Annotated in this window: 27 protein-coding genes and 1 pseudogene; 18 read left to right on the forward strand and 10 right to left on the reverse strand. The window is 49.4% G+C overall.

Annotated features, from left to right (window positions below):
• The first annotated feature begins 47 nt into the window (after positions 1 to 47).
• On the forward strand, positions 48 to 1,517 hold the full coding sequence (dtpB, locus tag D9738_RS19975; protein WP_130209158.1) for a dipeptide/tripeptide permease DtpB: 1,470 nt from the start codon (positions 48 to 50) through the stop codon (positions 1,515 to 1,517).
• Between the two features lie 48 nt (positions 1,518 to 1,565).
• Here dtpB and rsmJ read toward each other — a convergent pair whose 3' ends face one another.
• Both rsmJ and prlC read right to left on the reverse strand, forming a co-directional pair.
• Positions 1,566 to 2,318: a 16S rRNA (guanine(1516)-N(2))-methyltransferase RsmJ gene (rsmJ, locus tag D9738_RS19980; RefSeq protein WP_130260988.1), complete on the reverse strand. Its 753-nt coding sequence runs from the start codon at positions 2,316 to 2,318 to the stop codon at positions 1,566 to 1,568.
• A 7-nt stretch (positions 2,319 to 2,325) separates the two neighbouring features.
• Entirely contained in the window at positions 2,326 to 4,368 is a 2,043-nt protein-coding gene (prlC, locus tag D9738_RS19985; protein ID WP_115423870.1) for an oligopeptidase A, read from the reverse strand.
• A 233-nt stretch (positions 4,369 to 4,601) separates the two neighbouring features.
• Here prlC and rlmJ point away from each other — a divergent pair, with 233 nt between their 5' ends.
• Both rlmJ and gorA read left to right on the forward strand, forming a co-directional pair.
• On the forward strand, positions 4,602 to 5,444 hold the full coding sequence (rlmJ, locus tag D9738_RS19990) for a 23S rRNA (adenine(2030)-N(6))-methyltransferase (RefSeq protein WP_130209162.1): 843 nt from the start codon (positions 4,602 to 4,604) through the stop codon (positions 5,442 to 5,444).
• 71 nt (positions 5,445 to 5,515) lie between these two features.
• On the forward strand, positions 5,516 to 6,868 hold the full coding sequence (gorA, locus tag D9738_RS19995) for a glutathione-disulfide reductase (protein WP_000160811.1): 1,353 nt from the start codon (positions 5,516 to 5,518) through the stop codon (positions 6,866 to 6,868).
• A gap of 53 nt (positions 6,869 to 6,921) precedes the next feature.
• Here the strand turns inward: gorA and dinQ are convergent, their stop codons facing one another.
• The gene (gene dinQ / locus D9738_RS20000; RefSeq protein ID WP_001295215.1) at positions 6,922 to 7,005 is read right to left on the reverse strand and encodes a damage-inducible type I toxin DinQ; all 84 of its coding nucleotides are present in this window, start codon (positions 7,003 to 7,005) and stop codon (positions 6,922 to 6,924) included.
• Positions 7,006 to 7,032: 27 nt separating this feature from the next.
• Between dinQ and D9738_RS24835 the strand changes: the two genes are divergently transcribed.
• The 6 genes from D9738_RS24835 to D9738_RS20025 all read left to right on the forward strand — a co-directional run bounded on the left by D9738_RS24835 (position 7,033) and on the right by D9738_RS20025 (position 11,595).
• Positions 7,033 to 7,206, forward strand: coding sequence for a hypothetical protein (locus tag D9738_RS24835; RefSeq protein ID WP_165383351.1), 174 nt, complete (start codon positions 7,033 to 7,035; stop codon positions 7,204 to 7,206).
• 543 nt (positions 7,207 to 7,749) lie between these two features.
• On the forward strand, positions 7,750 to 8,103 hold the full coding sequence (gene arsR / locus D9738_RS20005) for an As(III)-sensing metalloregulatory transcriptional repressor ArsR (protein ID WP_130260989.1): 354 nt from the start codon (positions 7,750 to 7,752) through the stop codon (positions 8,101 to 8,103).
• A gap of 54 nt (positions 8,104 to 8,157) precedes the next feature.
• The gene (arsB, locus tag D9738_RS20010; protein ID WP_130260990.1) at positions 8,158 to 9,447 is read left to right on the forward strand and encodes an arsenite/antimonite:H(+) antiporter ArsB; all 1,290 of its coding nucleotides are present in this window, start codon (positions 8,158 to 8,160) and stop codon (positions 9,445 to 9,447) included.
• Between the two features lie 12 nt (positions 9,448 to 9,459).
• Complete coding sequence (gene arsC / locus D9738_RS20015; RefSeq protein WP_130209170.1) at positions 9,460 to 9,885, forward strand: glutaredoxin-dependent arsenate reductase; 426 nt, start codon at positions 9,460 to 9,462, stop codon at positions 9,883 to 9,885.
• Positions 9,886 to 10,339: 454 nt separating this feature from the next.
• Positions 10,340 to 10,909: an outer membrane lipoprotein Slp gene (gene slp / locus D9738_RS20020; RefSeq protein ID WP_130209172.1), complete on the forward strand. Its 570-nt coding sequence runs from the start codon at positions 10,340 to 10,342 to the stop codon at positions 10,907 to 10,909.
• A 155-nt stretch (positions 10,910 to 11,064) separates the two neighbouring features.
• The gene (locus D9738_RS20025) at positions 11,065 to 11,595 is read left to right on the forward strand and encodes a LuxR C-terminal-related transcriptional regulator (RefSeq protein WP_130209174.1); all 531 of its coding nucleotides are present in this window, start codon (positions 11,065 to 11,067) and stop codon (positions 11,593 to 11,595) included.
• A gap of 61 nt (positions 11,596 to 11,656) precedes the next feature.
• Here D9738_RS20025 and chuS read toward each other — a convergent pair whose 3' ends face one another.
• The 3 genes from chuS to D9738_RS24840 all read right to left on the reverse strand — a co-directional run bounded on the left by chuS (position 11,657) and on the right by D9738_RS24840 (position 15,333).
• Entirely contained in the window at positions 11,657 to 12,685 is a 1,029-nt protein-coding gene (gene chuS / locus D9738_RS20030) for a hematinate-forming heme oxygenase ChuS (RefSeq protein WP_130260991.1), read from the reverse strand.
• Between the two features lie 48 nt (positions 12,686 to 12,733).
• Positions 12,734 to 14,716 (reverse strand): TonB-dependent heme/hemoglobin receptor ChuA/ShuA, encoded by a 1,983-nt coding sequence (chuA, locus tag D9738_RS20035; RefSeq protein WP_130260992.1) that lies wholly within the window; start codon positions 14,714 to 14,716, stop codon positions 12,734 to 12,736.
• Between the two features lie 416 nt (positions 14,717 to 15,132).
• On the reverse strand, positions 15,133 to 15,333 hold the full coding sequence (locus D9738_RS24840) for a hypothetical protein (RefSeq protein ID WP_165383169.1): 201 nt from the start codon (positions 15,331 to 15,333) through the stop codon (positions 15,133 to 15,135).
• Between the two features lie 55 nt (positions 15,334 to 15,388).
• On the opposite strand from D9738_RS24840, the gene shuT reads away from it, so the two are divergent.
• The 6 genes from shuT to D9738_RS20070 are packed head-to-tail and all read left to right on the forward strand — an operon-like array spanning position 15,389 to position 20,600.
• A complete protein-coding gene (gene shuT / locus D9738_RS20045; RefSeq protein WP_130261002.1) occupies positions 15,389 to 16,303 on the forward strand; it encodes a heme ABC transporter substrate-binding protein ShuT in 915 nt (304 codons plus the stop codon).
• 19 nt (positions 16,304 to 16,322) lie between these two features.
• The gene (gene hutW / locus D9738_RS20050; protein ID WP_130260993.1) at positions 16,323 to 17,660 is read left to right on the forward strand and encodes a heme anaerobic degradation radical SAM methyltransferase ChuW/HutW; all 1,338 of its coding nucleotides are present in this window, start codon (positions 16,323 to 16,325) and stop codon (positions 17,658 to 17,660) included.
• Between the two features lie 12 nt (positions 17,661 to 17,672).
• Positions 17,673 to 18,167, forward strand: a complete 495-nt coding sequence (gene hutX, locus D9738_RS20055) for a heme utilization cystosolic carrier protein HutX (protein ID WP_021550030.1) — start codon at positions 17,673 to 17,675, stop codon at positions 18,165 to 18,167.
• Positions 18,167 to 18,790: an anaerobilin reductase gene (chuY, locus tag D9738_RS20060; protein ID WP_130260994.1), complete on the forward strand. Its 624-nt coding sequence runs from the start codon at positions 18,167 to 18,169 to the stop codon at positions 18,788 to 18,790. Before hutX ends, chuY begins: the two co-directional genes overlap by 1 nt.
• Before the next feature lie 50 nt (positions 18,791 to 18,840).
• A complete protein-coding gene (gene shuU, locus D9738_RS20065; RefSeq protein ID WP_214251097.1) occupies positions 18,841 to 19,833 on the forward strand; it encodes an iron ABC transporter permease in 993 nt (330 codons plus the stop codon).
• Positions 19,830 to 20,600, forward strand: coding sequence for a heme ABC transporter ATP-binding protein (locus tag D9738_RS20070; protein WP_130260995.1), 771 nt, complete (start codon positions 19,830 to 19,832; stop codon positions 20,598 to 20,600). Before shuU ends, D9738_RS20070 begins: the two co-directional genes overlap by 4 nt.
• Positions 20,601 to 20,650: 50 nt before the next feature.
• Here the strand turns inward: D9738_RS20070 and D9738_RS20075 are convergent, their stop codons facing one another.
• The 3 genes from D9738_RS20075 to hdeA form a co-directional block, all read right to left on the reverse strand.
• Complete coding sequence (locus D9738_RS20075; protein WP_130260996.1) at positions 20,651 to 21,298, reverse strand: MgtC/SapB family protein; 648 nt, start codon at positions 21,296 to 21,298, stop codon at positions 20,651 to 20,653.
• 63 nt (positions 21,299 to 21,361) lie between these two features.
• Positions 21,362 to 21,688 carry an acid-activated periplasmic chaperone HdeB gene (hdeB, locus tag D9738_RS20080; protein ID WP_130209187.1) on the reverse strand — a complete coding sequence of 109 codons (327 nt, stop codon included), beginning with the start codon at positions 21,686 to 21,688 and terminating at the stop codon, positions 21,362 to 21,364.
• Between the two features lie 116 nt (positions 21,689 to 21,804).
• A complete protein-coding gene (hdeA, locus tag D9738_RS20085; RefSeq protein WP_130209189.1) occupies positions 21,805 to 22,137 on the reverse strand; it encodes an acid-activated periplasmic chaperone HdeA in 333 nt (110 codons plus the stop codon).
• A gap of 254 nt (positions 22,138 to 22,391) precedes the next feature.
• Between hdeA and hdeD the strand changes: the two genes are divergently transcribed.
• Both hdeD and gadE read left to right on the forward strand, forming a co-directional pair.
• Complete coding sequence (hdeD, locus tag D9738_RS20090) at positions 22,392 to 22,961, forward strand: acid-resistance protein HdeD (protein ID WP_130221293.1); 570 nt, start codon at positions 22,392 to 22,394, stop codon at positions 22,959 to 22,961.
• Positions 22,962 to 23,683: 722 nt separating this feature from the next.
• The gene (gene gadE, locus D9738_RS20095; RefSeq protein ID WP_064527778.1) at positions 23,684 to 24,211 is read left to right on the forward strand and encodes an acid resistance transcriptional activator GadE; all 528 of its coding nucleotides are present in this window, start codon (positions 23,684 to 23,686) and stop codon (positions 24,209 to 24,211) included.
• A gap of 19 nt (positions 24,212 to 24,230) precedes the next feature.
• Here the strand turns inward: gadE and D9738_RS25515 are convergent.
• Positions 24,231 to 24,515: pseudogene (locus tag D9738_RS25515) on the reverse strand (hypothetical protein); the annotation flags it as partial.
• 107 nt (positions 24,516 to 24,622) lie between these two features.
• Here D9738_RS25515 and mdtE point away from each other — a divergent pair.
• Positions 24,623 to 25,732 carry a multidrug transporter subunit MdtE gene (gene mdtE, locus D9738_RS20105; protein WP_346460520.1) on the forward strand — a complete coding sequence of 370 codons (1,110 nt, stop codon included), beginning with the start codon at positions 24,623 to 24,625 and terminating at the stop codon, positions 25,730 to 25,732.
• Positions 25,733 to 25,736: the final 4 nt, after the last annotated feature.

The following is a 25,736-nucleotide window of genomic DNA, read 5'->3' on the forward strand; positions in this document are numbered from 1 at the left end:
ACTTACGCGTTCATACTTTTCATGATGGTATTGAAAGGCTAAAAATTATGAATACAACAACACCCACTGGGATGCTGCAACAACCTCGCCCATTCTTCATGATCTTTTTTGTCGAACTATGGGAGCGATTCGGTTACTACGGCGTGCAAGGCGTCCTGGCCGTTTTCTTCGTTAAACAGCTCGGTTTCTCACAAGAACAGGCTTTTGTCACCTTTGGTGCCTTCGCTGCGCTGGTCTATGGCCTTATCTCGATCGGTGGTTATGTTGGCGACCATCTGTTAGGAACTAAACGCACCATTGTCCTTGGGGCAATTGTTCTGGCGATGGGCTACTTCATGACCGGGATGTCGCTACTCAAGCCAGACCTGATATTCATCGCGCTGGGAACAATCGCCGTCGGCAACGGCCTGTTTAAAGCCAACCCGGCAAGCCTGCTTTCGAAGTGCTATCCACCGAAAGATCCTCGTCTCGATGGCGCTTTCACCCTGTTCTATATGTCGATCAATATCGGCTCGTTGATTGCGCTGTCGCTAGCACCGGTTATCGCTGACAGATTTGGCTATTCCGTCACCTATAACTTATGCGGAGCAGGATTGATTGTCGCGCTACTGGTTTACATCGCCTGTCGCGGAATGGTGAAAGATATTGGTTCTGAACCAGATTTCCGACCGATGAACTTCAGCAAATTGTTGTACGTGCTGATGGGCAGCGTGGTGATGATTTTCGTTTGCGCATGGCTGATGCACAACGTGGAAGTCGCCAATCTGGTACTGATTGTTCTCTCTATCGTCGTGACCATTATCTTCTTCCGTCAGGCATTCAAGCTGGATAAAACCGGGCGCAATAAGATGTTTGTCGCCTTTGTGCTGATGCTTGAAGCGGTAGTGTTTTACATCCTCTACGCCCAGATGCCAACGTCGCTGAACTTCTTTGCTATCAACAACGTGCATCATGAAATTCTCGGTTTTTCCATCAACCCGGTGAGCTTCCAGGCGCTTAACCCGTTCTGGGTGGTGCTCGCCAGCCCAGTTCTGGCAGGCATTTACACGCATCTGGGTAACAAAGGCAAAGACCTCTCCATGCCGATGAAATTTACTCTCGGTATGTTTATGTGCTCGCTAGGCTTTTTGACAGCCGCCGCAGCGGGAATGTGGTTTGCGGATGCCCAGGGGCTGACATCGCCATGGTTTATCGTGCTGGTTTACTTATTCCAGAGCTTAGGTGAACTGCTTATTAGCGCCCTGGGCCTGGCAATGATTGCTGCTCTGGTGCCACAACATTTGATGGGCTTTATTCTCGGGATGTGGTTCCTTACGCAGGCTGCCGCGTTCTTGCTGGGCGGCTATGTGGCAACATTTACCGCAGTACCAGACAACATTACCGACCCGCTTGAGACGCTGCCTGTCTATACCAACGTGTTTGGTAAGATTGGTCTGGTTACACTGGCCGTTGCAGTAGTGATGCTGTTGATGGTGCCGTGGCTGAAACGCATGATTGAGACGCCGGAAAGCCATTGATTATTTTGGAAGAAAACAGGGTAGCGATAACGCTACCCTGTTTTACTTTTATGCCGGTGTACCCGCATAAATATCAAAGCGATGCCCTTTGGTGACAACCGCGTTTGGCGTGGCGACATTCGCCAGCGGCGGCGCGTAGTCCGGGCGCTTTACCACCACACGTTTGGTCGCCAGCAGCCGCGCAGGATCCAGCAACCCATCGGCGTCGAGATCCGGCCCCACCAGCGACTGAAACACGCGCATCTCTTTTTTCACCAGCGCGCTTTTCTGCTTATGCGGGAACATCGGGTCGAGATAGACCACCTGCGGGCGCGGGGTAATATCGGTCAGCGCCGTCAGGCTGGAGGCGTGAATTAACTGCAAACGCTCCTGCAACCAGCCGCCGATCTCCGCATCCGCATAACCACGCGCCAGGCCATCGTCGAGCAATGCAGCAACCACTGGATTACGCTCCAGCATCCGTACGCGGCAGCCGACCGAAGCCAGCACAAAGGCATCGCGCCCCAGCCCTGCGGTAGCATCGACGACATCCGGCAGATAATCGCCTTTAATGCCCACCGCTTTCGCCACCGCCTCACCGCGACCACCGCCGAATTTGCGGCGGTGCGCCATCGCTCCGCCAACAAAATCAACGTAAATGCCGCCAAGCTTTGGCTCATCGCGCTTGCGCAGTTCCAGATGCTCCGGCGTTAACACCAGCGCCATCAGGTTGTCTTCATCATGTTCCAGCCCCCAGCGGGCCGCCAGAACAGATAAGGCGCCGTCTCCGGCGCCCGTTTCATCAATTAAGCAGATTTTCACTGAATGATCAGCCCTTAATGCCGTAATGCTCCAGCATCGCATCCAGTTGCGGTTCACGACCACGGAAACGTTTGAACAGATCCATCGGCTCTTCTGAACCACCACGGCTCAGAATATTGTCGAGGAACGACTGCCCGGTTTCACGGTTGAAAATGCCCTCTTCCTCAAAACGCGAGAAGGCATCTGCTGCCAGCACATCGGCCCACAGGTAGCTGTAGTAGCCTGCCGCATAACCACCGGCGAAAATATGGCTGAAAGCGTGCGGGAAACGGCCCCATGACGGAGACGGTACCACGGCAACCAGTTTCTTGATTTCTGCCAGAGTTTCGAGGATTTTCGCTCCCTGATCCGGGCGGAACTCTGCATGGAGGCGGAAATCGAACAGGCCGAACTCCAGCTGACGCAGAATAAACAGCGCCGCCTGGTAGTTTTTCGCTGCCAGCATTTTATCCAGCAACTCCTTCGGCAGCGGTTCGCCGGTTTCATAGTGACCGGAGATAAACGCCAGCGCCTCCGGCTCCCAGCACCAGTTTTCCATAAACTGGCTCGGCAGTTCGACCGCATCCCACGGCACCCCGCTGATCCCGGAAACACCAGCAGTTTCGATGCGGGTCAGCATATGATGCAGGCCGTGACCGAACTCGTGGAACAGGGTGATCACTTCGTCGTGGGTAAACAGCGCCGGTTTGCCATTTACCGGGCGGTTGAAGTTACAGGTCAAATACGCGACCGGTTTTTGCAGCGAACCGTCTGCTTTACGCATCTGGCCTACGCAGTCATCCATCCACGCCCCGCCGCGCTTGTTCTCACGGGCATACAGGTCGAGGTAGAAGCTACCGCGCAGTTCGTTGTTTTCGTCATACAGTTCGAAGAAACGTACATCCGGATGCCAGACATCAACATCTTTACGCTCTTTAGCGGTGATTCCGTAAATACGTTTCACCACTTCAAACAAGCCGTTAACCGCTTTGTTTTCCGGGAAGTACGGACGCAGCTGTTCGTCACTGATGCTGTAAAGATGCTGTTTTTGTTTTTCGCTGTAGTAAGCGATATCCCACGGCTGCAACTCATCGACGCCAAATTCGGCTTTGGCGAAGGCGCGCAGCTGCGCCAGCTCTTTTTCGCCCTGCGGACGCGCGCGTTTTGCCAGATCGGTTAAGAAATCCAGAACCTGCTGCGGGTTTTCTGCCATTTTAGTGGCGAGGGATTTAAAGGCGTAGTTTTCAAAGCCCAGCAGTTGCGCCAGTTCGTGACGCAGCGCGAGGATCTCTTCCATCACCTTGCTGTTATCCCACTTACCGGCATTCGGCCCTTGATCGGAGGCGCGGGTGCTGTAAGCGCGATACATCTCTTCACGCAAGGCCTGGTTGTCGCAGTAGGTCATTACCGGCAGGTAGCTTGGGATATCCAGCGTCAGCAGGTAGCCTTCCAGTTCTTTCGCTTCGGCCTGGGCTTTTGCCGCAGCCAGTGCGCTTTCTGGCATACCCGCCAGCTCAGCTTCGTCGGTAACGAGTTTGGTCCAGCCCATCGTCGCATCAAGGACGTTGTTGCTGTACTGGTTGCCCAGCTCGGAAAGACGGGTAGCAATTTCGCCGTAACGCTGCTGTTTCTCTTTCGGCAGACCGATGCCAGAGAGTTCGAAGTCGCGCAGTGCGTTATCAACCGCTTTCTTCTGCGCCGTATTCAGCGTGGCGTAGTTATCGCCATCGCGCAGATCGCGATACGCTTTATACAGCCCTTCATGTTGCCCTACCCAGGTGCTGTATTCTGACAGCAGCGGCAAGGTTTGTTCGTAGGCTTCGCGCAGTTCCGGGCTATTTTTCACCGAGTTCAGGTGGCTGACCGGGGAGAAGATACGCCCCAGCACATCGTCCACTTCCGCCAGCGGCTGGCAGAGATTTTCCCAGGTGTACGGTGCCCCTTGCGCTACTACGCGCTCCACATTTTCGCGGCAGTCGTTCAGCGCCTTAGTCACGGCTGGAACCACATGTTCCGGGAGAATTTTAGAAAACGGAGGCAATTCAAAGGGAGTCAGTAACGGATTCGTCATAGGTACAGTCCTGGTTAAAGAGGGGAACAAAACGCTCACAGGCGCTTTCGCCGGGTGTGACACAAAGCATCTCATCCGGCGCGTAATGGCAATAGCATGGGGTTAAGTGTAGTGAATTTCAATGAGAAACGTTACGCTTTCGCGGCGGCGGCCTCTTTTCGGTATACTGTCCTGATAGGCTTTTGTGCGCCCCAAATACGGGCCGATTTTTACTTACCGGAACACCTTTACCCATGCTCAGTTATCGCCACAGCTTTCACGCTGGCAACCACGCCGACGTCCTTAAACATACCGTTCAGAGCCTGATCATCGAGTCGCTGAAAGAGAAAGATAAACCGTTTCTCTATCTCGACACCCACGCAGGCGCCGGGCGTTATCAGTTAGGCAGCGAACATGCCGAGCGTACCGGCGAATATCTCGAAGGTATCGCCCGTATCTGGCAGCAGGAGGATTTGCCTGCGGAGCTGGAGCCGTACATCAATGTGGTAAAACACTTCAACCGTAGCGGTCAGTTGCGCTATTACCCCGGTTCGCCGTTGATTGCTCGCCAGCTACTGCGCGAACAAGACAGCCTGCAACTGACCGAGCTGCACCCGAGCGATTACCCGTTGCTGCGTTCTGAATTTCAGAAAGACAGCCGTGCGCGCGTGGAAAAAGCCGACGGTTTCCAGCAGCTTAAGGCCAAGCTGCCGCCGGTTTCCCGCCGTGGTTTAATCCTTATCGACCCGCCGTATGAAATGAAAACCGACTATCAGGCGGTGGTCAGCGGGATAGCAGAAGGTTACAAACGTTTCGCCACTGGCACTTACGCATTGTGGTATCCAGTAGTGCTGCGCCAGCAAATTAAGCGCATGATCCACGACCTGGAAGCGACCGGCATTCGCAAAATTCTGCAAATTGAACTGGCGGTGCTGCCAGACAGCGATCGCCGTGGCATGACCGCTTCCGGCATGATTGTGATTAACCCACCGTGGAAGCTGGAACAGCAGATGAATAACGTGCTGCCGTGGCTGCACAGCAAACTGGTTCCGGCTGGCACCGGGCACGCCACCGTAAGCTGGATCGTGCCGGAGTAATTGCAGCCATTGCTGGCACCTATTACGTCTCGCGCTACAATCGCGGTAATCAACGATAAGGACACTCTGTCATGACTAAACACTATGATTACATCGCCATCGGCGGCGGCAGCGGCGGTATCGCCTCCATCAACCGCGCGGCTATGTACGGCCAGAAATGCGCGCTGATTGAAGCCAAAGAGCTGGGCGGCACCTGCGTGAACGTCGGCTGCGTGCCGAAAAAAGTGATGTGGCACGCGGCGCAAATCCGTGAAGCGATCCATATGTACGGCCCGGATTATGGTTTCGATACCACTATCAATAAATTCAACTGGGAAACGTTGATCGCCAGCCGTACCGCTTATATCGACCGTATTCATACTTCCTATGAAAACGTGCTCGGTAAAAATAACGTTGATGTAATCAAAGGCTTTGCCCGCTTCGTTGATGCCAAAACGCTAGAGGTAAACGGCGAAACCATCACGGCCGATCATATTCTGATCGCCACCGGCGGTCGTCCGAGCCACCCGGATATTCCAGGCGTGGAATATGGTATTGATTCCGATGGTTTCTTCGCCCTTCCTGCTTTGCCAGAGCGTGTAGCGGTTGTTGGCGCAGGTTACATCGCTGTTGAGCTGGCGGGCGTGATTAACGGCTTGGGCGCGAAAACGCATCTGTTTGTGCGTAAACATGCGCCGCTGCGCAGTTTCGACCCGATGATCTCTGAAACGCTGGTTGAAGTGATGAACGCCGAAGGCCCGCAGCTGCACACCAACGCCATCCCGAAAGCGGTGGTGAAAAATGCCGATGGCAGCCTGACGCTGGAGCTGGAAGATGGTCGCAGTGAAACGGTGGATTGCCTGATTTGGGCGATTGGTCGCGAGCCTGCCAATGACAACATCAACCTGGAAGCCGCTGGCGTAAAAACCAACGAAAAAGGCTATATCGTCGTCGATAAATATCAAAACACCAACGTTGAAGGTATTTACGCGGTAGGCGATAACACGGGTGCAGTGGAACTGACACCGGTGGCAGTTGCAGCGGGTCGCCGTCTCTCTGAACGCCTGTTTAATAACAAGCCGGATGAGCATCTGGATTACAGCAACATTCCGACCGTGGTCTTCAGCCATCCACCGATTGGTACTGTTGGTTTAACGGAACCGCAGGCGCGCGAGCAGTACGGCGACGATCAGGTGAAAGTGTATAAATCCTCTTTCACCGCGATGTATACCGCCGTCACCACTCACCGCCAGCCGTGCCGCATGAAACTGGTATGCGTTGGACCGGAAGAGAAGATTGTCGGTATTCACGGCATTGGCTTTGGTATGGACGAAATGTTGCAGGGCTTCGCGGTGGCGCTGAAGATGGGGGCAACCAAAAAAGACTTCGACAATACCGTCGCCATTCACCCGACGGCGGCAGAAGAGTTCGTGACAATGCGTTAAATGTTAAAGGGCTAAGAGTAGTGTGCTCTTAGCCCTTAATTACGTTTCCGCTATCAGTTCAGAAGCTGAAGCAGAAAGCGGATCAGTTCCAGCAGCGCAATTAACGCCCCAAGAACGATGATTGCTTTATCAATCACCCGTTTTCTCCATGCGATGGAGTGAGAATGCATCCGCTTACTCATCCACTGCCTGTCACGGCGCATACCCCATTGTTAGATAATGGCATTCTCACTCCGGCCAGAGCATCAGTTAACGGCACCACCCGTACCACTGATCAGGACTTTGAAAGCGTTTATGCGCATTGCCAGAGTGAAAATGCCTCAGAGCTAACTGGATAATCATACAGTGAAATTAGGCTAAATAACCAGCATAACCTTGCAATGTATCCTTTAAGGTAATAGCATGGAAAAGTTAGATGTGGGCATTCTCACTCCAGTCAGAGCCACCAACTCAGGGCTGAAGAGTAAAAAAACCGACGCAAAGTCGGTTTTTTTACGTCCTGATTCGGACAAGGCTTAATACGGCGATAATCCGGTGAAAGTATATAAATCATCTTTCACTGCGATATATACCGAAGTGCTCCCTCTGCCAGCTGAAGAAATAGCTAATTCTTGCAATGTTAGCCACTGGCTAATAGTATTGAGCTGTTAGATGATGGCATTCTCACTCCAGCCAGAGCCACCAACTCAGGCTGAAGAGTAAAAAAACCGACGCAAAGTCGGTTTTTTTACGTCCTGATTCAGACCGCCTTTCAAATGAATACCCAACTCAAAATTCACACCTATTACCATCTTCTGCACTTACATATTCATTAATTCATATATGTTTTTGACTTATCCGCTTTGAAGAGAGACACTGCCTGTAACAATCAGGAGCGCAATATGTCATTTATGTTACCCATCCAACTGTTCAAAATTCTTGCCGATGAAACCCGTCTGGGCATCGTTTTACTGCTCAGCGAGCTGGGAGAGTTATGCGTCTGCGATCTCTGCACTGCCCTCGACCAGTCGCAGCCCAAGATCTCCCGTCACCTGGCATTGCTGCGTGAAAGCGGACTATTGCTGGACCGCAAGCAAGGAAAGTGGGTTCATTACCGCTTATCGCCGCATATTCCAGCATGGGCAGCGAAAATTATTGAGCAGGCCTGGCGATGTGAGCAAGAAAAGGTTCAGGCGATTGTCCGCAACCTGTCTCGACAAAATTGTTCCGCAGACTGTAATAACATTTGCAGTTAAAAAATTTATCCAAACACATATGGATTTTCGCATGTGTTTTATCCGGGAGGCATTATGTTACTGGCAGGCGCTATCTTTGTCCTGACCATCGTATTGGTTATCTGGCAGCCGAAAGGTTTAGGCATCGGATGGAGTGCAACGCTCGGCGCAGTACTGGCGTTAGTTACGGGCGTGGTACATCCGGGTGATATTCCGGTGGTGTGGAATATCGTCTGGAACGCGACGGCTGCGTTTATTGCCGTCATTATCATCAGCCTGCTACTGGATGAGTCCGGCTTTTTTGAATGGGCGGCGCTGCACGTCTCACGCTGGGGCAATGGACGCGGTCGCCTGCTGTTTAGCTGGATTGTCCTGCTCGGTGCCGCCGTTGCGGCCCTGTTTGCCAATGATGGCGCGGCGCTTATTTTGACGCCGATTGTCATCGCCATGCTGCTGGCTTTAGGTTTTAGCAAAGGCACGACGCTGGCGTTCGTGATGGCTGCGGGATTCATTGCCGATACAGCCAGCCTGCCGCTTATCGTCTCCAACCTGGTGAATATCGTTTCCGCAGATTTCTTTGGCCTCGGCTTTCGCGAATATGCCTCGGTGATGGTGCCGGTGGATATCGCCGCGATACTGGCGACCCTGGTGATGTTGCATCTCTATTTCCGCAAAGATATTCCGCAGAACTACGATATGGCGCTGCTAAAATCTCCCGCAGAAGCGATTAAAGATCCTGCTACGTTCAAAACTGGCTGGGTTGTTTTACTGCTTCTGCTGGTGGGATTTTTCGTTCTGGAACCACTCGGCATTCCGGTAAGCGCCATTGCGGCAGTGGGTGCGCTGATTTTGTTTGCGGTCGCTAAACGCGGTCATGCGATTAATACGGGCAAAGTCCTGCGCGGTGCCCCCTGGCAGATTGTCATCTTCTCGCTCGGCATGTATCTGGTGGTTTATGGCCTACGCAATGCAGGACTAACGGAATATCTTTCTGGCGTACTCAACGTGCTGGCAGATAACGGTCTGTGGGCCGCGACGCTCGGCACCGGATTCCTCACCGCCTTCCTCTCTTCTATTATGAACAATATGCCAACGGTGCTGGTTGGCGCGTTGTCCATTGATGGCAGCACGGCATCTGGCGTTATCAAAGAAGCGATGGTTTATGCCAACGTGATTGGCTGCGATTTGGGGCCGAAAATTACCCCGATTGGTAGTCTGGCAACGCTGCTCTGGCTGCACGTACTTTCGCAGAAGAATATGACAATCAGCTGGGGATATTACTTCCGTACAGGAATTATCATGACCCTGCCTGTGCTGTTTGTGACGCTGACCGCGCTGGCGCTACGCCTCTCTTTCACATCGTAATGAGATACTGATATGAGCAACATTACCATTTATCACAACCCGGCCTGCGGCACGTCGCGTAATACGCTGGAGATGATCCGCAACAGCGGCACAGAACCGACCATTATCTATTATCTGGAAACACCGCCGACGCGCGATGAACTGGTCAAACTCATTACCGATATGGGGATTTCGGTACGCGCGCTGCTGCGTAAAAACGTCGAGCCATATGAGGATCTGGGCCTTGCGGAAGATAAATTTACTGACGATCGGTTAATCGACTTTATGCTGCAATATCCCATCCTGATTAATCGCCCGATTGTGGTTACACCGCTGGGAACTCGTCTGTGCCGCCCTTCAGAAGTGGTGCTGGAAATTCTGCCAGATGCGCAACAAGGCGCGTTCACCAAGGAAGATGGCGAGAAAGTGGTTGATGAGGCGGGTAAACGATTAAAATAAACAAAGGGGGCGGCTGCGCCCTCTCATTATTGACAAAAAATACATAATTTCGATCGTGCAATTTCAGTAACTTATTGATATCCATGCAGGACGGATAAACAATGTTTTTTTAATGAACAGATAAAATGAGTCATATAATAAGTGTTTTTAAATTGAAGGTCCCCAAAGTTAAAATTACGAATGGCTTGCATATCTAACATTTATAAACCATTATCATCACATCAATAACAATCTTTACACCATGTGCCATTAGAAATAAGAGCCGCCTTATAATACCCCATATTATAAGGAGACACATAATAACATCACACATCAATGCTTTCCGGATCTCATCTGCAAGGATATAAATATCAGACAGGTTTACGTTACTATCAGGCATATCACCTGAAAATCAGATGAAAACCATAAAGAAATATCTATTATGGTTTTAACATTTGTTGATAAGGATAGTAACATGAACAAGTCAAAAGGTGCTCTCATCGTCAGCCTTGCATTATTGCTTGCCGCGTGTAGTTCTATTCCACAAAATATCAAAGGTAATAACCAGCCTGATATCCAAAAAAGTTTTGTTGCTGTTCATAACCAACCAAATTTATACGTTGGTCAGCAGGCCCGCTTTGGCGGTAAAGTCATTAACGTCATTAATGGCAAAACCGATACATTGCTAGAAATCGCCGTATTGCCGTTGGATAGCTATGCGAAACCTGACATTGAGGCCAACTATCAAGGGCGACTGCTCGCCAGACAAAGTGGTTTCCTTGACCCAGTAAACTACCGTAACCACTATGTCACCATCCTCGGAACCATTCAGGGCGAACAACCTGGCTTTATCAATAAAGTCCCATATAACTTCCTTGAAGTGAATATGCAGGGGATTCAGGTGTGGCATTTACGAGAAGTGGTGAACACAACCTATAACCTGTGGGATTACGGCTACGGCGCATTCTGGCCAGAACCCGGCTGGGGCGGCACTCCTTACTATACCGATGCGGTTAGCCAGGTAACGCCAGAACTGGTCAAATAACATTACCTGAAGATGCAGATATTGATGAGATATCTGCATCTTTGAACACATTCAATTAATGTACAGCAAGCTAATTAGTATAATTACAAGCTCTGACCTTTTTATTACCTTTGGCAACCTGATTATAAAGTTAATGTTCGCAAAGGGAGTCGGTTATGTTTCTTATAATTACCAAAGACACCATGTTTTTCACCGCGATGAAAAATATTGTAAGTAAAGGTAATGTCGTTCATATACAGAACGAAGAAGAGATTGACTTAACGTTGCATCAGAATGCCTTAGTGATTATTGATACATTAATGAATAATGTATTCCACTCATCAATGCTCAACAAAATTGAACGCCTGCGGCCTGTTCATGTCATTGTTTTCTCGCCGTTTAATATTAAACGCTGTCTGGGGAAAGTTCCGGTAACCTTTGTCCAGAGAAATATTACGATTATTGACTTCATCGCACTGCTCAATGGCAGTTATTGCTCTGTACCTGAAGCAGACGTGTCACTCTCGCGCAAACAGCATCAGGTTCTGAGCTGCATTGCGAATCAAATGACGACAGAAGATATTCTGGGGAAACTCAAAATATCGCTGAAAACATTCTACTGCCATAAACACAATATTATGATGATCCTCAATCTTAAGCGGATCAATGAGCTGGTACGTCATCAACATATTGATTATCTGGTCTGAAATCTCCAGCTGATATTTATAAAGAGGCCCGGCGACAGCCAGACCTCCGGATAATGACTCGTTATGCAGCAACGCCTTCCTGCGTCAGCGCCGCAATCTGTTTACGCCATTGCGCCTGCTCCTGTTCCCCTTCAGTACGCTGACCATAAAGTTGCGCAATCTGCGTACCATCATGAGCAAACAGTTCCAGGCTGGTTACGTAGCCATCGCTGGTCGGTTTACGGGTAACCCAGGCTTCAGCAATGCTCTCTTCTAATAGATGAAGAGTAAACGTCGGGTTGAAAATATTCAGCCAACCTTTCATTAGCACCACTTTTTCTACCACACCCGTGAAAATCTGTACGCAGCCACGGTTGCCAACAAACACCATGATTTCATTGCCATCCTCCTGTGCAGATTCAAGAATTTGCGCCAACGCACTGCCAGGTACTTTGCAGGCCAAATCGTCTGCCACCAGATTGAACGCCTGCTGACGAGTCAGGTTGTGGCGCTTGAGCAACGTAAAAAACTGATGGACATCCGTCATCGCACGCCACTCTTGTTCTACAACACTGGCATCGACGTCGGTTTGTGCGACAGGCGCATCAACCGTTGTTAACTCAAGCGGCGTATTTTCCTCGACGGTAAAGCGTGCCAGAAGCTCATTCCATGCCGCCATATCGGTATTGTCAGTAGCATAAACTTTCAGTAACGCATCGCCCTGATGATCAAAAAACTGAATACTCTGACGTTCACCGCGAGCCGTGTTTTCTTTTATATGGAAAACACTGGCCCACTGATTAAGAAACAGTCGCAAATCCAGCGCGCGCGGGTTGAGTATTAATCCGGCATGACCGTTCAAATGCTGGTTTGTGAACGAGCCAACTTGCTCATGGACTGCATATTCATTACGACAAATACATTTGGTTTCACCAACGCTTTCCAGCGCCGCCAGAATTTCACGAATATCGCCGCGCATCCGCCACGCGTCGTGCGTGACGCGCGCAAATGCCAGTTCTGCTTCGCTGATATTCATTAAACCTGCGATGTCACGCGCGTACTTTCCGGGATTTTGTTCTTTTAACTCAAGCCAGCGTGTGTAGTGGTTCATTGTCTCTCTTCCTTCCAGATAAATGCCCCGAAATATCGGGGCTGATGATTACCATTGATAACTCACGAAAATTTTGCCGTTACGTCCATCCTGTGGAATGCCCTGCGGCGACCAGTACTCCTTATCGAAGGCGTTGCCCAATACCAGAGTCGTGGTCATGCCTTTGAGCGCCTGCTGCCCTTGATAACTGACGTAGAAATCATTCACGCCGTAGCCAGGTTGTTTGCTGTAACTGCTGCTGATATGTGTTGAGCGATCGGCAAACGTACCGACCCAACCAACAGAGAAGCCACTGTGAGCGATCGGAATATTCAGGGTGCTGGTAACGGTATCCGGGTTAATGCTGGAGATATATTCCCCGGTATCGGTGTCTTTGCCGCGGGTACGGTTATAGGCCACATCAAGACTAAACAGGTCAGTGGTATATTTCGTCATCACATCCCAGCCCCAGATTTTGGCGTTCGGGACGTTATAAGACATGGTTGTCGCCGCCGCGAAATCGACGGTTGTGGAGATGTAATCCTTCGCTTTGGTATCAAAGTAGCTGGCTTTAAATTCCAGGGCATCATTGGACAACATCAGGTCATCAAAACGCAGTCCAAAGCCGTATTCCTGAGTTTCGTTGGTTTCCGGACGTAATTTCGGGTTTGGCACCCAATAGTTGGTATAGAAGCGACCAATCGAGAAGTGCTTAGAATCGTTGTACATTTCGCCCATCGTCGGCGCGCGGAATGCCTGGGCATATGAACCAAATAACATCAGCCAGTTGGTCGGATTGATAGTCATCCCCGCACGAGATGACCATTTGTCGGCATCAACATCTTTGTAGCCGTCGCTGCTACCGCGATAACTGTCATAGCGGGTTCCGCCAAGCAGGGTAATCGGCAGATCGCGTAAGGTGATCTCATCCTGTAGCCAGCCAGAGCTAAAATCGATTTTTGCTTGCGGGAAGCCCGTCGTCGCGCCGCCAGGATGCTGTTCCTGACGATAATACTCACCGCCATACGTCAGCAGGTGAGAGGCAAAACTCTCGGCAAACAGAGTGGAACGGTTCTCCAGTTTGGCACCTTTTGTTGTCTGTTCGCGATACTCACCGGAACTTCCCGTGTTTTGCGCATTAATACGAACTTCCGACCAGTAAACTTTTGCATCAGCATTTAACCAGTCGTTGCCCACTGGAGAGAGTTTATAAGAAAGCTGAGCATCACGTTGAATCGTTGAACGATCAACCATCGGATTACTGCTGTCAGACGCTTCAACGGTCTGCGGATTTTTTGGTTCGCGCGCGTCGTTATTGTAATAACGCACTAATCCGCTCAGAGCCTGGGCAGAATCAATTTGCCAGGTTCCTTTCGCCAGCATGTTATTAATAGCCTCATCATTCGGCGCGGTTTCGCCATTGCTCTGGCGTAAATCACCACGATCGCGACTGGACCAGGCCACAATACCATCCAGATTTTCCGTTCGCCCAAACGCGCTCGCGCCTAATCCCAGGCTATGGTCCCCCGTGCCACCGGTGCCAAAAACGCGAAAACCGCTGCTTTGTCCTTCCTGCAATAAATCTTTTGCATCGACCGTATCGTAGGAGATAACCCCACCCAGCGCGCCACTGCCATACAGTAATGCCGAAGGTCCACGGACAATCTCGACACGTTTGATCAGCGCCGGATCGAGGAAAGTCCCATTCAGGTGTCCGGTATCCGTTCCCTGACGAACGCCATCGACAAGAACCAGCACGCCGCGATGGTCATAACCACGCATATTTACATCCTGACCGTTGGTTCGTCCGGTACCATCTAGAGTAATTCCAGGAACATGACGCAGCAGATCGGTGGCTGAAGCCGCGGTTTGGTTTTCAGGAGCGGAAGTGTCGAGGACGCTGACCATCATTGGTGCTTCGAAGGAACTACGGGCATTCCCCGTTGCCGTAACGGTCATGGTTTCAGTAGCAAAAGCAAACGTTGGCAAGGTGGCAGAAACAGCCAAAGCCAACAAACTCAAGCGCAACGAGGTAAATTGCGGACGTGACATAGCGATTCTCCATGAGGAAAATAAAAAATGCTGGCTACCTGGATTAATACCGGGATGGCTGGCGAAAAATAAATTTATTTACAATTCAAAGCGATAATATTCGCCGGGTGAGTTAACGGGCGTTAATATCCGGTGAAATTGCCTGGTATCCCGGACAATTTGCCCTCTTTGTCAGGCAAAGCGATATGCCGCATCTGGAGTGAAGAGCGCTGTGCGTTATCCCTTGCAAAAGCTATGATTTTGTTATCCATATAGTCATATTTTGTTAAAGCCATACGTGATAATGAGAATTATTATCGATCAATTTTTTATGATCAAGCTTTTTTTTAACCGCCATTAACACAATAAACAGGGGGTTATGAAAGCTATCCTGTATCCAGAAAACCATTTTTTTCTTGTGGCATTCCCCCACGACCTCATAACGAAACATTGTCGTTAACCGCGATAATTTTCTCTTCTCTTTGCTCTGCAAGCCGCGATATCTCTGAGATCTCAGCTTTTTCCCGCCCTGAAATTTTGTCGGTAACAAGAACGTTAGCTGACGAAGCATCTTGATAAAAATCAAAAATAAATACGCTTGTAACGCCTTGCGTATTGAATCGACGGTTGTATTTCATATATAACTCAAATGATAATCATGATCATTCTCAATTCGATAAGAGTTCTCATATGATGCCAAGGATCACCAACAGGCCGTATCTTTTTTCCCCACTAACGTTATGTATTTCAGCCGTGGCCTCTGTCGCGAAGACTGCGGTAAAACGAAAAAAATTGTTTACGGCAGCACTGGCTCTTAGCTGGGCTTTTAGCGCAACGGCTGCCGAACGCATTGTGGTCGCTGGAGGATCACTGACGGAGCTAATCTACGCGATGGGTGCTGGCGAGCGCGTGGTGGGTGTCGATGAAACGACATCTTATCCCCCAGAAACCGCCAAACTGCCGCATATTGGCTACTGGAAACAACTCAGCAGCGAAGGCATTTTGTCACTTCGCCCGGATAGCGTAATTACCTGGCAGGATGCAGGACCGCAAATTGTGCTCGACCAGTTGCGGGCGCAAAAGGTCAACGTCGTCACTCTGCCGCGTGTACCAGCCACCCTTGAGCAGATGTACGCCAACATTCGCCAACTGGCAAAAACGTTACAGGTTCCTGAACAAGGCGAGGCGCTGGTGACACAAATCAGCCAACGCCTGGAGCGAGTACAGCAAAGCGTGGCGGCAAAAAAAGCCCCGGTTAAAGCGATGTTTATTCTCTCTGCTGGCGGCAGCGCGCCACAGGTCGCCGGTAAAGGCAGCGTCGCAGACGCCATTCTGTCGCTTGCCGGAGCAGAAAACGTCGCTACCCACCAGCAGTACAAAAGCTACAGCGCGGAATCGCTGATTGCGGCTAACCCTGAAGTGATTGTCGTAACCTCACAAATGGTCGATGGCGATATTAATCGGCTACGTTCTATTGCCGGAATTACCCACACCGCCGCCTGGAAGAACCAGCGCATTATCACCGTTGATCAAAACCTGATTCTGGGAATGGGCCCGCGTATTGCTGATGTCGTTGAGTCTTTACACCAGCAACTTTGGCCGCAATAAACGGATTTAAATCAGACGTATGAACATGAAAAACACCCTGGATCTCACGCCTCATTTTGCTTTAGACGGTGACCAGCCATTTAAAGACAGGCGTGCCATGATGCCGTTTCGTGGGGCCATTCCGGTCGCCAAAGAACAACTGGCACAGACCTGGCAAGAGATGATCAGTCAAACAACCTCACCTCGTAAGCGACTGGTTTATCTTCATATTCCTTTTTGCGCGACACACTGCACGTTTTGCGGTTTTTATCAGAATCGTTTTAATGAAGATGCGTGTGCTCATTATACCGATGCCCTGATTCGAGAAATCGAACAGGAGGCAGACAGCGTATTGCATCAGTCCGCGCCCATCCATGCGGTCTATTTCGGTGGCGGTACGCCTTCCGCACTCTCCGCGCGCGATTTGGCAAGAATCATCACCACACTACGAGAAAAATTACCACTGGCACCCGATTGTGAAATCACCATTGAAGGCCGGGTACTGAATTTTGACGCTGACCGAATCGACGCTTGCCTTGATGCGGGAGCAAACCGCTTCTCAATTGGTATTCAGTCGTTTAACAGCAAAATCCGCAAGAAAATGGCCCGCACCTCGGATGGCCCAACCGCCATTGCGTTTATGGAAAGCCTGGTCAAACGCGACCGTGCTGCGGTGGTCTGTGACCTGCTGTTTGGCCTGCCAGGTCAGGATGCGCAAACCTGGGGAGAAGATCTGGCTATTGCCCGCGATATCGGTCTTGACGGCGTCGACCTCTATGCGCTCAACGTCCTGCCCAACACTCCACTGGGCAAAGCCGTGGAAAACGGGCGCACTACCGTGCCCTCTCCAGCGGAGCGTCGCGATCTTTACCTGCAAGGGTGTGATTTTATGGACGATGCCGGTTGGCGCTGCATCAGTAACAGCCACTGGGGCCGTACCACACGCGAACGCAATCTCTATAACCTGCTGATAAAACAAGGTGCCGATTGTCTGGCCTTTGGTTCCGGCGCCGGCGGTTCGATTAATGGTTACTCCTGGATGAACGAACGCAATCTGCAGACCTGGCATGAATCCGTCGCGGCAGGCAAAAAACCGCTGATGATGATCATGCGTAACGCCGAACGTAACGCGCAGTGGCGTCATACCTTGCAGTCGGGCATTGAAACAGCGCGTGTACCGCTGGACGAACTTACGCCACATGCTGAAAAACTCGCACCATTACTGGCCCAGTGGCACCAAAAAGGCTTAAGCCGCGATGCTTCAACGTGCCTGCGGTTAACCAATGAAGGTCGTTTCTGGGCAAGCAACATTTTGCAGTCTCTTAATGAACTGATTCAGGTACTTAATGCGCCAGCGATTGCGCTTGAAAAACCATAACAGGAGTGATTTATGAGCCATGTCTCGTTACAGGAATTTTTGAAAACGGAGCCAGACGGTACGCTGGAGGCGATCGCCGAACAATACAACACCACGCTGCTGGAGGTAGTGAAAAATCTGCCCTCTCCGACAGTTGTGTCAGGCGATAAATTCGATACTGTCTGGGATACCGTCTGCGAATGGGGCAACGTCACCACGCTGGTGCATACTGCCGATGTGATCCTCGAATTTAGCGGCGAACTGCCTTCGGGTTTCCACCGCCACGGCTATTTCAATCTGCGTGGAAAGCACGGCATGTCCGGGCATATCAAAGCAGAAAACTGCACGCATATTGCCTTAATCGAACGTAAATTTATGGGCATGGACACCGCATCCATTCTCTTTTTCAACAAAGAAGGCAGCGCCATGCTGAAAATCTTCCTCGGCAGGGATGACCATCGTCAGCTCCTGAGTGAACAGGTCAACGCCTTCCATGCTCTGGCAGCATCGTTAAAGGAACACGCCTGATGACACCGTGGCTACTCTTTGGCGCGGGCGGAAAAGGTGTGGGCGCCAGAACGCTTGAACTGGCGCTGGCGGAACAACGTCCGGTCGTCGCTGTCGTTCGCCGTGCAGACGCTGCGGCTCAACTGACGCAACAAGGTGTGCAGGCTTTTACTGGCGACGCTTGTGACGCCAGCGTAGTCGCAGCCGCCTGCCGCGCGGCTGGTCCGCAAGCACTTATCATCTCAACAATGGGCGGCGCACAGGATTATCTGGCCCACAGAACGGTGATTGATGAGGCGGAAAAGGCAGGCATCAGTCGCATGATTCTGGTGACTTCTTTGGGATGCGGCGATAGTTGGCCGTTCTTATCGGATCGGGCAAAAGCCGCGTTTGGTCAGGCGGTGCGCGAAAAGACACTGGCGGAAAGCTGGCTGCAAACCAGCCAGCTAGACTACGCCATTCTCCGCCCTGGCGGTCTGCTTGACGGCGCAGCAACAGGCAAAGCACAACGGATACAAAATCAGGAGTGTCATGGTTTTGTCCGCCGTGCCGATGTCGCCGCACACATTCATGAACTGGCAAACGCGCCAGCACTCAACAAGCAGATCTACAGTCTGATTGAACCTGACCTGAAACCGGCGTAATCCCATGCGGCGCAGTCTCTCCGCGCCGCAACGTCATAACGGAGTTTTGCGTGCTCAAGGATTCATTTTCATCCGCCAGTGTCTTTATGGGGCTATCACTATTATTGCTTGCCCTGGTGCTGTTCGGTGCCAGTCAGGGCGCGTTAAAAATCAGCTTTAGCGCCCTTCTTGATGAGGAATACCGCGATATCTGGCTAAATATTCGCCTGCCGCGCGTTTTACTGGCAGTGCTGGTAGGCGCCGCGTTGGCAACCGCCGGGGTGATTATGCAGGGGCTTTTCCGCAACCCCATGGCTGACCCAGGATTACTCGGCGTCAGTAGCGGTTCGGCATTAATGGTTGGCGTTGCTATTGTGCTGCCCTTTTCCTTCCCCGTGGTGCTGGTGCTTTATGAACAAATGGTGTTTGCCATCGCCGGAAGTTTAGTGGTCTGCACCATCATTTTTCTCATCACGCAGCGCCATCGCGATGGCAGCATGATGCAATTGTTACTCGCCGGGATCGCCATCAATGCCCTGTGCGGCGCAGCGATCGGCATACTGAGCTATATAGGCGATGAGCAACAGCTACGACAACTCACGTTGTGGATGATGGGCAATCTCGGTCAGGCGCAATGGCCAACGTTATTGGTTGCCAGCTCCTTCATTCTGCCCGCCATTATGGCAACAACGTGTCTCGCCGGAACGCTGAATTTGCTGCAACTTGGTGATGAAGAAGCCCATTACCTCGGCGTGAACGTAAAGCGTAAACGCCAACAATTACTGTTGATTAGCTCACTGCTCGTTGGCGCTGCCGTATCGGTAAGCGGCATTATCGGCTTTATTGGCCTGGTGATCCCGCATCTGATTCGCATGACTACCGGAGCAAATCATCGCTGGCTAATTCCTTGCTCTGCCCTTGCCGGAGCCTGCTTATTACTGATGGCAGACACGCTTGCCCGCACACTGGTACAGCCAGCAGAAATGCCTGTCGGATTACTAACCAGCCTGCTTGGCGGCCCGTATTTCATGTGGTTGATTCTGCGCAACCGGAGGATCGCATGATTAGCGCCCGGAACCTGGTTTATAGCCTTCATGGGCGACGCCTGACTGACAATGTCTCGCTGACTTTTCCCGGCGGGGAAATTGTTGCCATTCTCGGCCCTAATGGTGCGGGAAAATCCACGTTGCTTCGCCAGCTCACCGGCTATCTTCAACCTGATAGCGGCGAATGCCGGTTATTTAATAAGCCATCAAATGAATGGTCAATTACCGAACTGGCGAAACACCGGGCCGTGATGCGTCAGAATAGCCATATGGCGTTCCCATTCAGCGTACAAGAAGTGATCCAGATGGGGCGCCATCCGCATCGTACCGGTAATCAGGGGGATGAAACGGCACAGATAATGGCGCTATGCGACTGTCAGGCGTTAGCAAACCGCGACTATCGGCAATTATCCGGCGGTGAACAACAGCGTGTGCAATTAGCGCGCCTGCTGGTACAACTTTGGGAAGCAATCCCCTCGCCGAAATGGTTATTTCTTGATGAACCAACGTCGGCGCTGGATATTCACCATCAGCAGCATCTGTTTCGTTTATTACGTCAGTTAGTTCGCGAACGGCAATTCAACGTCTGCTGTGTATTGCACGATCTTAATCTTGCCGCCCGCTATGCCGACCGTGTTGTATTGATGCAAAAAGGAAAGGTTATCGCCAATGGTAAACCGCAGGACGTGTTGACACAGCAGGCGCTGACTATGCTCTACGGCGCGGATATTACTGTATTAAACGCCCCTGCCAATCATTCTCCGCTGATTGTCCTCGATAGTTAAATACGACGGGAGTACCGGGTGTACTCCCGTCGATATCATTAATATTCACATTAGCTGATTGAAACACCTTTCACACCCGTCATGTCTTTTAGCGACTTTAATAAGTCTTCAATCGACGTCGCCGCATGAAGCTGAATATCAATAGCAACCACGTCATGATCTTCATTTTCTTGCAACGAAACTAAATCAGTTTTTATTTTTTGTTGTTTAAACCAGTCGAGCATCGACAGCGTATTACCGTTCACCAACGTCAGCTGTAAATGGTAATTCTTGTTCATCAGCCGGAAAGTTAATTGATGGAAGACTTCCAGTACCAACAAGGTCATTACAGAACCGTAAATCCCCAGCTCATACATGCCGCTACCAATCACCATACCGATTGCAGCTGTTACCCAGATATCCGCAGCGGTGGTGAGGCCGACAATATTTTGATTACGGACGAGGATATTACCCGCGCCTATAAAACCGACGCCAGTGACAACCTGAGCGGCAATACGGCTGGGATCAAGCCCGACGTGATCCAGCGCCAGCACATCAGCGAAACCATATTTCGACACAATCATAAACAGGGCGCTACCCATACCGATTAAGACATGTGTACGAAGCCCTGCCCCTTTGCCGCGGATTTGCCTTTCCATGCCAATAGCACCACAGGCAATAGCAGCCAGGATTAGACGAATAATAAATTCTGCAGTCATATAAAAATGCAAAAAGGAGCAGCAAGATGGCTCAACTTGCTACTCCTTTTTGCTTTATTCCTGTTAATTCGGCAGGACATTTGCCAATTTATCTTTGAAGGTATACAAATTTTTCTGCGGATTTTTCTTACAATATTCAATCACTTTAGGAATCTGAGTCAGATCAGTTTCATTTAAGGTTACAGTATCACCACCTTTGTAAACCGTTTCCTCATGCAGCATCCACCATGCAACCGGTGTCATCGCTTTTGGATTCAGGTCAATAAATTCCTGACAAGTCATATCTTTAGCAGATTCATTAGCAGCCAGTGCAGATTGTGCATTAACCAGTGAAAGTGCCGCTACAGCGCCAACGAAGATCATGGCTTTACGTAGAGATGAAATATTCATTTTACAACCCATTCAACAAATAAAGTATATATGAACAGGAGGATTATCTGCTTTTAACGCGAGGTATTCCTGCCTGTTCAATATTCAAGGAAATACGATGCAACGCATTCCATGAATTACATATCTTTCTTAATCTTGTCCCATTCGCCTTTAACTTTATCTTTAAAGCTGGCTTGTTTATCCTGAGTACAAGCCTGAACGATAGCTGGGGTTACGGTTGCAATGCCCTGAACATCCATAACCGCATCTTCTGGTTTATCTTTGTTATTCAGTGCTTCAGCAAAACCGACTGCAGTCGGCTGGAAGGATTCGTCCACAGCCAGGAAATCTTCACAGGTCCAGGAGTTGACAGGTTTTTTATTGTCAGCTGCTTTTTGTGCATCCGCGGCATTGCTCACAACTGGCAGAAGAAGCAGGCCACCAAGAATTACACCTAATACTTTTTTCATCGTAATATCCTCAACTATAAAGTGAAAGAGCCGTCACGAATCAATTTCGACATTGAGGTTATAACCTGGTTTTTTGGGTATGTCATGTTGAGATAAAATATCAAAATAAGATATTTTTATTTAAATACAACAAGTTACATGGGTGTTGGGCACATTAATTAGGAAATTTTTATTAAATCACATGCATTCCTGGATGCATTTTTGGCATAGATTGATAGTAGGGATTTTTCTTCTTAAATTTATAGGGTGGTTCTATGTTATATATAGATAAGGCAACAATTTTGAAATTTGATCTGGATATGCTTAAGAAGCATCGGAGAGCAATCCAGTTTATTGCTGTGCTACTGTTTATTGTCGGTTTACTGTGTATAAGCTTCCCGTTTGTCTCTGGCGATATCCTTAGCACAGTCGTTGGCGCATTATTAATCTGCTCAGGCATTGCGCTTATTGTCGGTTTATTCAGCAACCGGAGTCATAATTTCTGGCCTGTATTATCCGGCTTCCTTGTCGCTGTCGCCTATTTGTTGATCGGCTATTTCTTCATCCGCGCACCAGAACTGGGAATTTTTGCTATTGCGGCGTTTATCGCTGGCTTGTTTTGTGTCGCTGGGGTTATTCGCTTGATGAGCTGGTATCGCCAGCGTTCAATGAAAGGCAGCTGGCTACAACTAGTCATTGGTATCCTGGATATCATCATTGCATGGATATTCCTGGGTGCAACGCCAATGGTTTCTGTAACACTAGTTTCTACACTGGTGGGGATAGAACTAATATTCAGCGCTGCCAGCTTGTTTAGCTTCGCTAGTTTATTCGTTAAAAAATAATCAATATCAGACCGTCGGCACAGTATTTCCCACACCGCCTCATAATCACTTATGGTGACTATGAGGCATATAACACTCCCGCTTCATATCGCCACCATGGCAAAACATAAACCATCGTTGAAATAATTACCGTGCGACTCATTAAACAACTCGCTGAAACCTTTATGGTTTTATAAATTTCACAGCAAATTAGCCATTTCAAACATTATCATGGCTGATATTTTCTGTAGTCAGGTTTAATGTTTAAAAGTGCTGTGGGAAAATGAAATCAAGGTTTGGCAAGCATTGGCTCAATAAGAAGGTAATTAATGCAGTTGATGTTAATTTTCCCCAAAAATTAAAAAGAAAGCTGGCAAATCCAATTGCCAGCTTAAGTAGAAACAAGGAGACTCGATATTTAAATCGGATTACTTTTTTATTTTAGTTTTATCATTCAGAAATCACAAACTTTAAATTGATAACTTATTCTTGGTAAAAATATGGGAGTTGTTAATTTCATGTTAGCAATAACAAATTTATAACACCCAGGAATGTTACCTAGGATCAATATATGGAGTGCGTGATGGATAAATCTCAAGTTTTGATTAGTGTTAATAGACGTATTAGTTCACGAAGGGCAACGTTCTTATAGGCGTTTACTATATTGAACAACGAATTCGGACATGGATGTAAATAATGAAAAGGATGACATGTTCGAAACAATAACGGCTAAGGAGCAAGTTATGATTTTTCTCATGACGAAGGATTCTTTTCTTTTACAGGGCTTTTTGCAGTTGAAAGATAATCACGAAATGATAAAAATCAATTCCCTGTCAGAGATAAAAAGCATAGGTAACAAACCATTCAAGGTGATCATTGATACCTATCATAATCATATCCTTGATGAAGAAGCGATTAAGTTTCTTGAGAAGTTAGATGCTGAAAGAATCATTGTTCTGGCACCTTACCACATCAGCAAACTTAAAAGTCAGTCGCCTATCTTTTTTATCAGCCGTAAAGAAAGCATTAAAAATCTGATTGATATTACTTATGGAAAACACTTGCCTCATAAGAATTCTCAATTATGTTTCTCGCATAATCAATTCAAAATTATGCAATTAATCCTGAAGAACAAAAATGAAAGTAATATCACGTCAACACTGAAAATTTCGCAGCAGACATTAAAGATCCAGAAATTCAATATTATGTACAAGCTGAAACTTAGACGTATGAGCGACATCGTGACTCTGGGGATCTCTTCTTATTTTTAAGAAGGCGTTGATGTGGCCCAGCGATAAGTGCCTGAAATTGACGGCTGGCATGACGAGGGATGCAAATGCTGACTCCATTACTCCCGGTGATAACCAAAGGAGAAGCAAAAACGAACTTATTCCCCTGGTTTATGTATCCACCAGTAGAAACATTCGTTGCCCGGACGCAGGCAGAGACTGTCAGCAGAACGGCAACATTTTTTTTGCCATCTAAATCGCCACATTGGTCACTCGGCCTGCATGCGCCATCACAGGCATACATCCCCATGGCTTGCACTATGCCGCAGGTCTGTAAATCCCTCATGCCTCTCCCCGCACACATTCAAAAAATCCGTAATTTTTCACGAATTTTCAGGGAATAAAATGAACAGAAAAAGAAAACTGTTAATACCGTTGTTATTCTGCGGCGTAATACTCACCGCATGCGACGACAAATCAGCGCAAAATGCTGCCGCCATGACGCCAGAAGTGGGCGTGGTGACGCTCTCCCCCGGCTCAATCAATGTCATGAGCGAATTGCCCGGCAGAACTGTTCCTTATGAAGTTGCTGAGATTCGCCCGCAGGTGGGTGGCATCATCATTAAGCGCAATTTTATCGAAGGCGATAAAGTTAACCAGGGCGATTCGTTGTATCAGATTGACCCTGCGCCCTTGCAGGCAGAGCTGAACTCAGCCAAAGGTTCGCTGGCGAAAGCCCTCTCTACCGCCAGCAATGCCCGCATTACCTTTAATCGCCAGGCATCGTTGCTAAAAACCAACTACGTCAGCCGTCAGGATTACGACACCGCGCGCACCCAGCTGAATGAGGCAGAAGCCAATGTCACCGTTGCTAAAGCGGCTGTTGAGCAGGCGACGATCAATCTGCAATACGCAAATGTCACCTCGCCCATTACGGGCGTCAGTGGGAAATCATCAGTGACCGTCGGCGCACTCGTTACTGCTAATCAGGCAGATTCGCTGGTTACAGTGCAGCGTCTGGACCCGATTTATGTCGATCTCACGCAGTCGGTACAAGATTTTTTGCGCATGAAAGAAGAGGTTGCCAGTGGGCAAATCAAACAGGTTCAGGGCAGTACGCCAGTACAGCTCAATCTGGAAAATGGCAAACGTTACAGCCAGAGCGGTACGCTGAAATTCTCTGACCCGACGGTGGATGAAACTACCGGCTCGGTCACGTTACGCGCGATTTTCCCCAATCCAAATGGTGACTTACTGCCAGGCATGTACGTCACAGCATTAGTGGATGAAGGTAGTCGCCAGAATGTGTTACTGGTGCCGCAGGAAGGCGTTACTCACAACGCTCAGGGCAAAGCAACGGCGCTCATTCTTGATAAAGATGATGTCGTGCAGTTACGCGAAATTGACGCTACCAAAGCCATCGGCAACCAGTGGGTTGTTACCTCTGGCTTGCAAGCTGGCGATCGGGTGATCGTTTCCGGTTTGCAACGCATTCGCCCAGGTATCAAAGCACGCGCAATTTCCTCCAGCCAGGAAAACGCCAGCACCGAATCGAAACAATAACGTT

This window comes from Escherichia sp. E10V5, from assembly GCF_004212315.1.
In the GTDB taxonomy this organism is placed as follows: domain Bacteria; phylum Pseudomonadota; class Gammaproteobacteria; order Enterobacterales; family Enterobacteriaceae; genus Escherichia.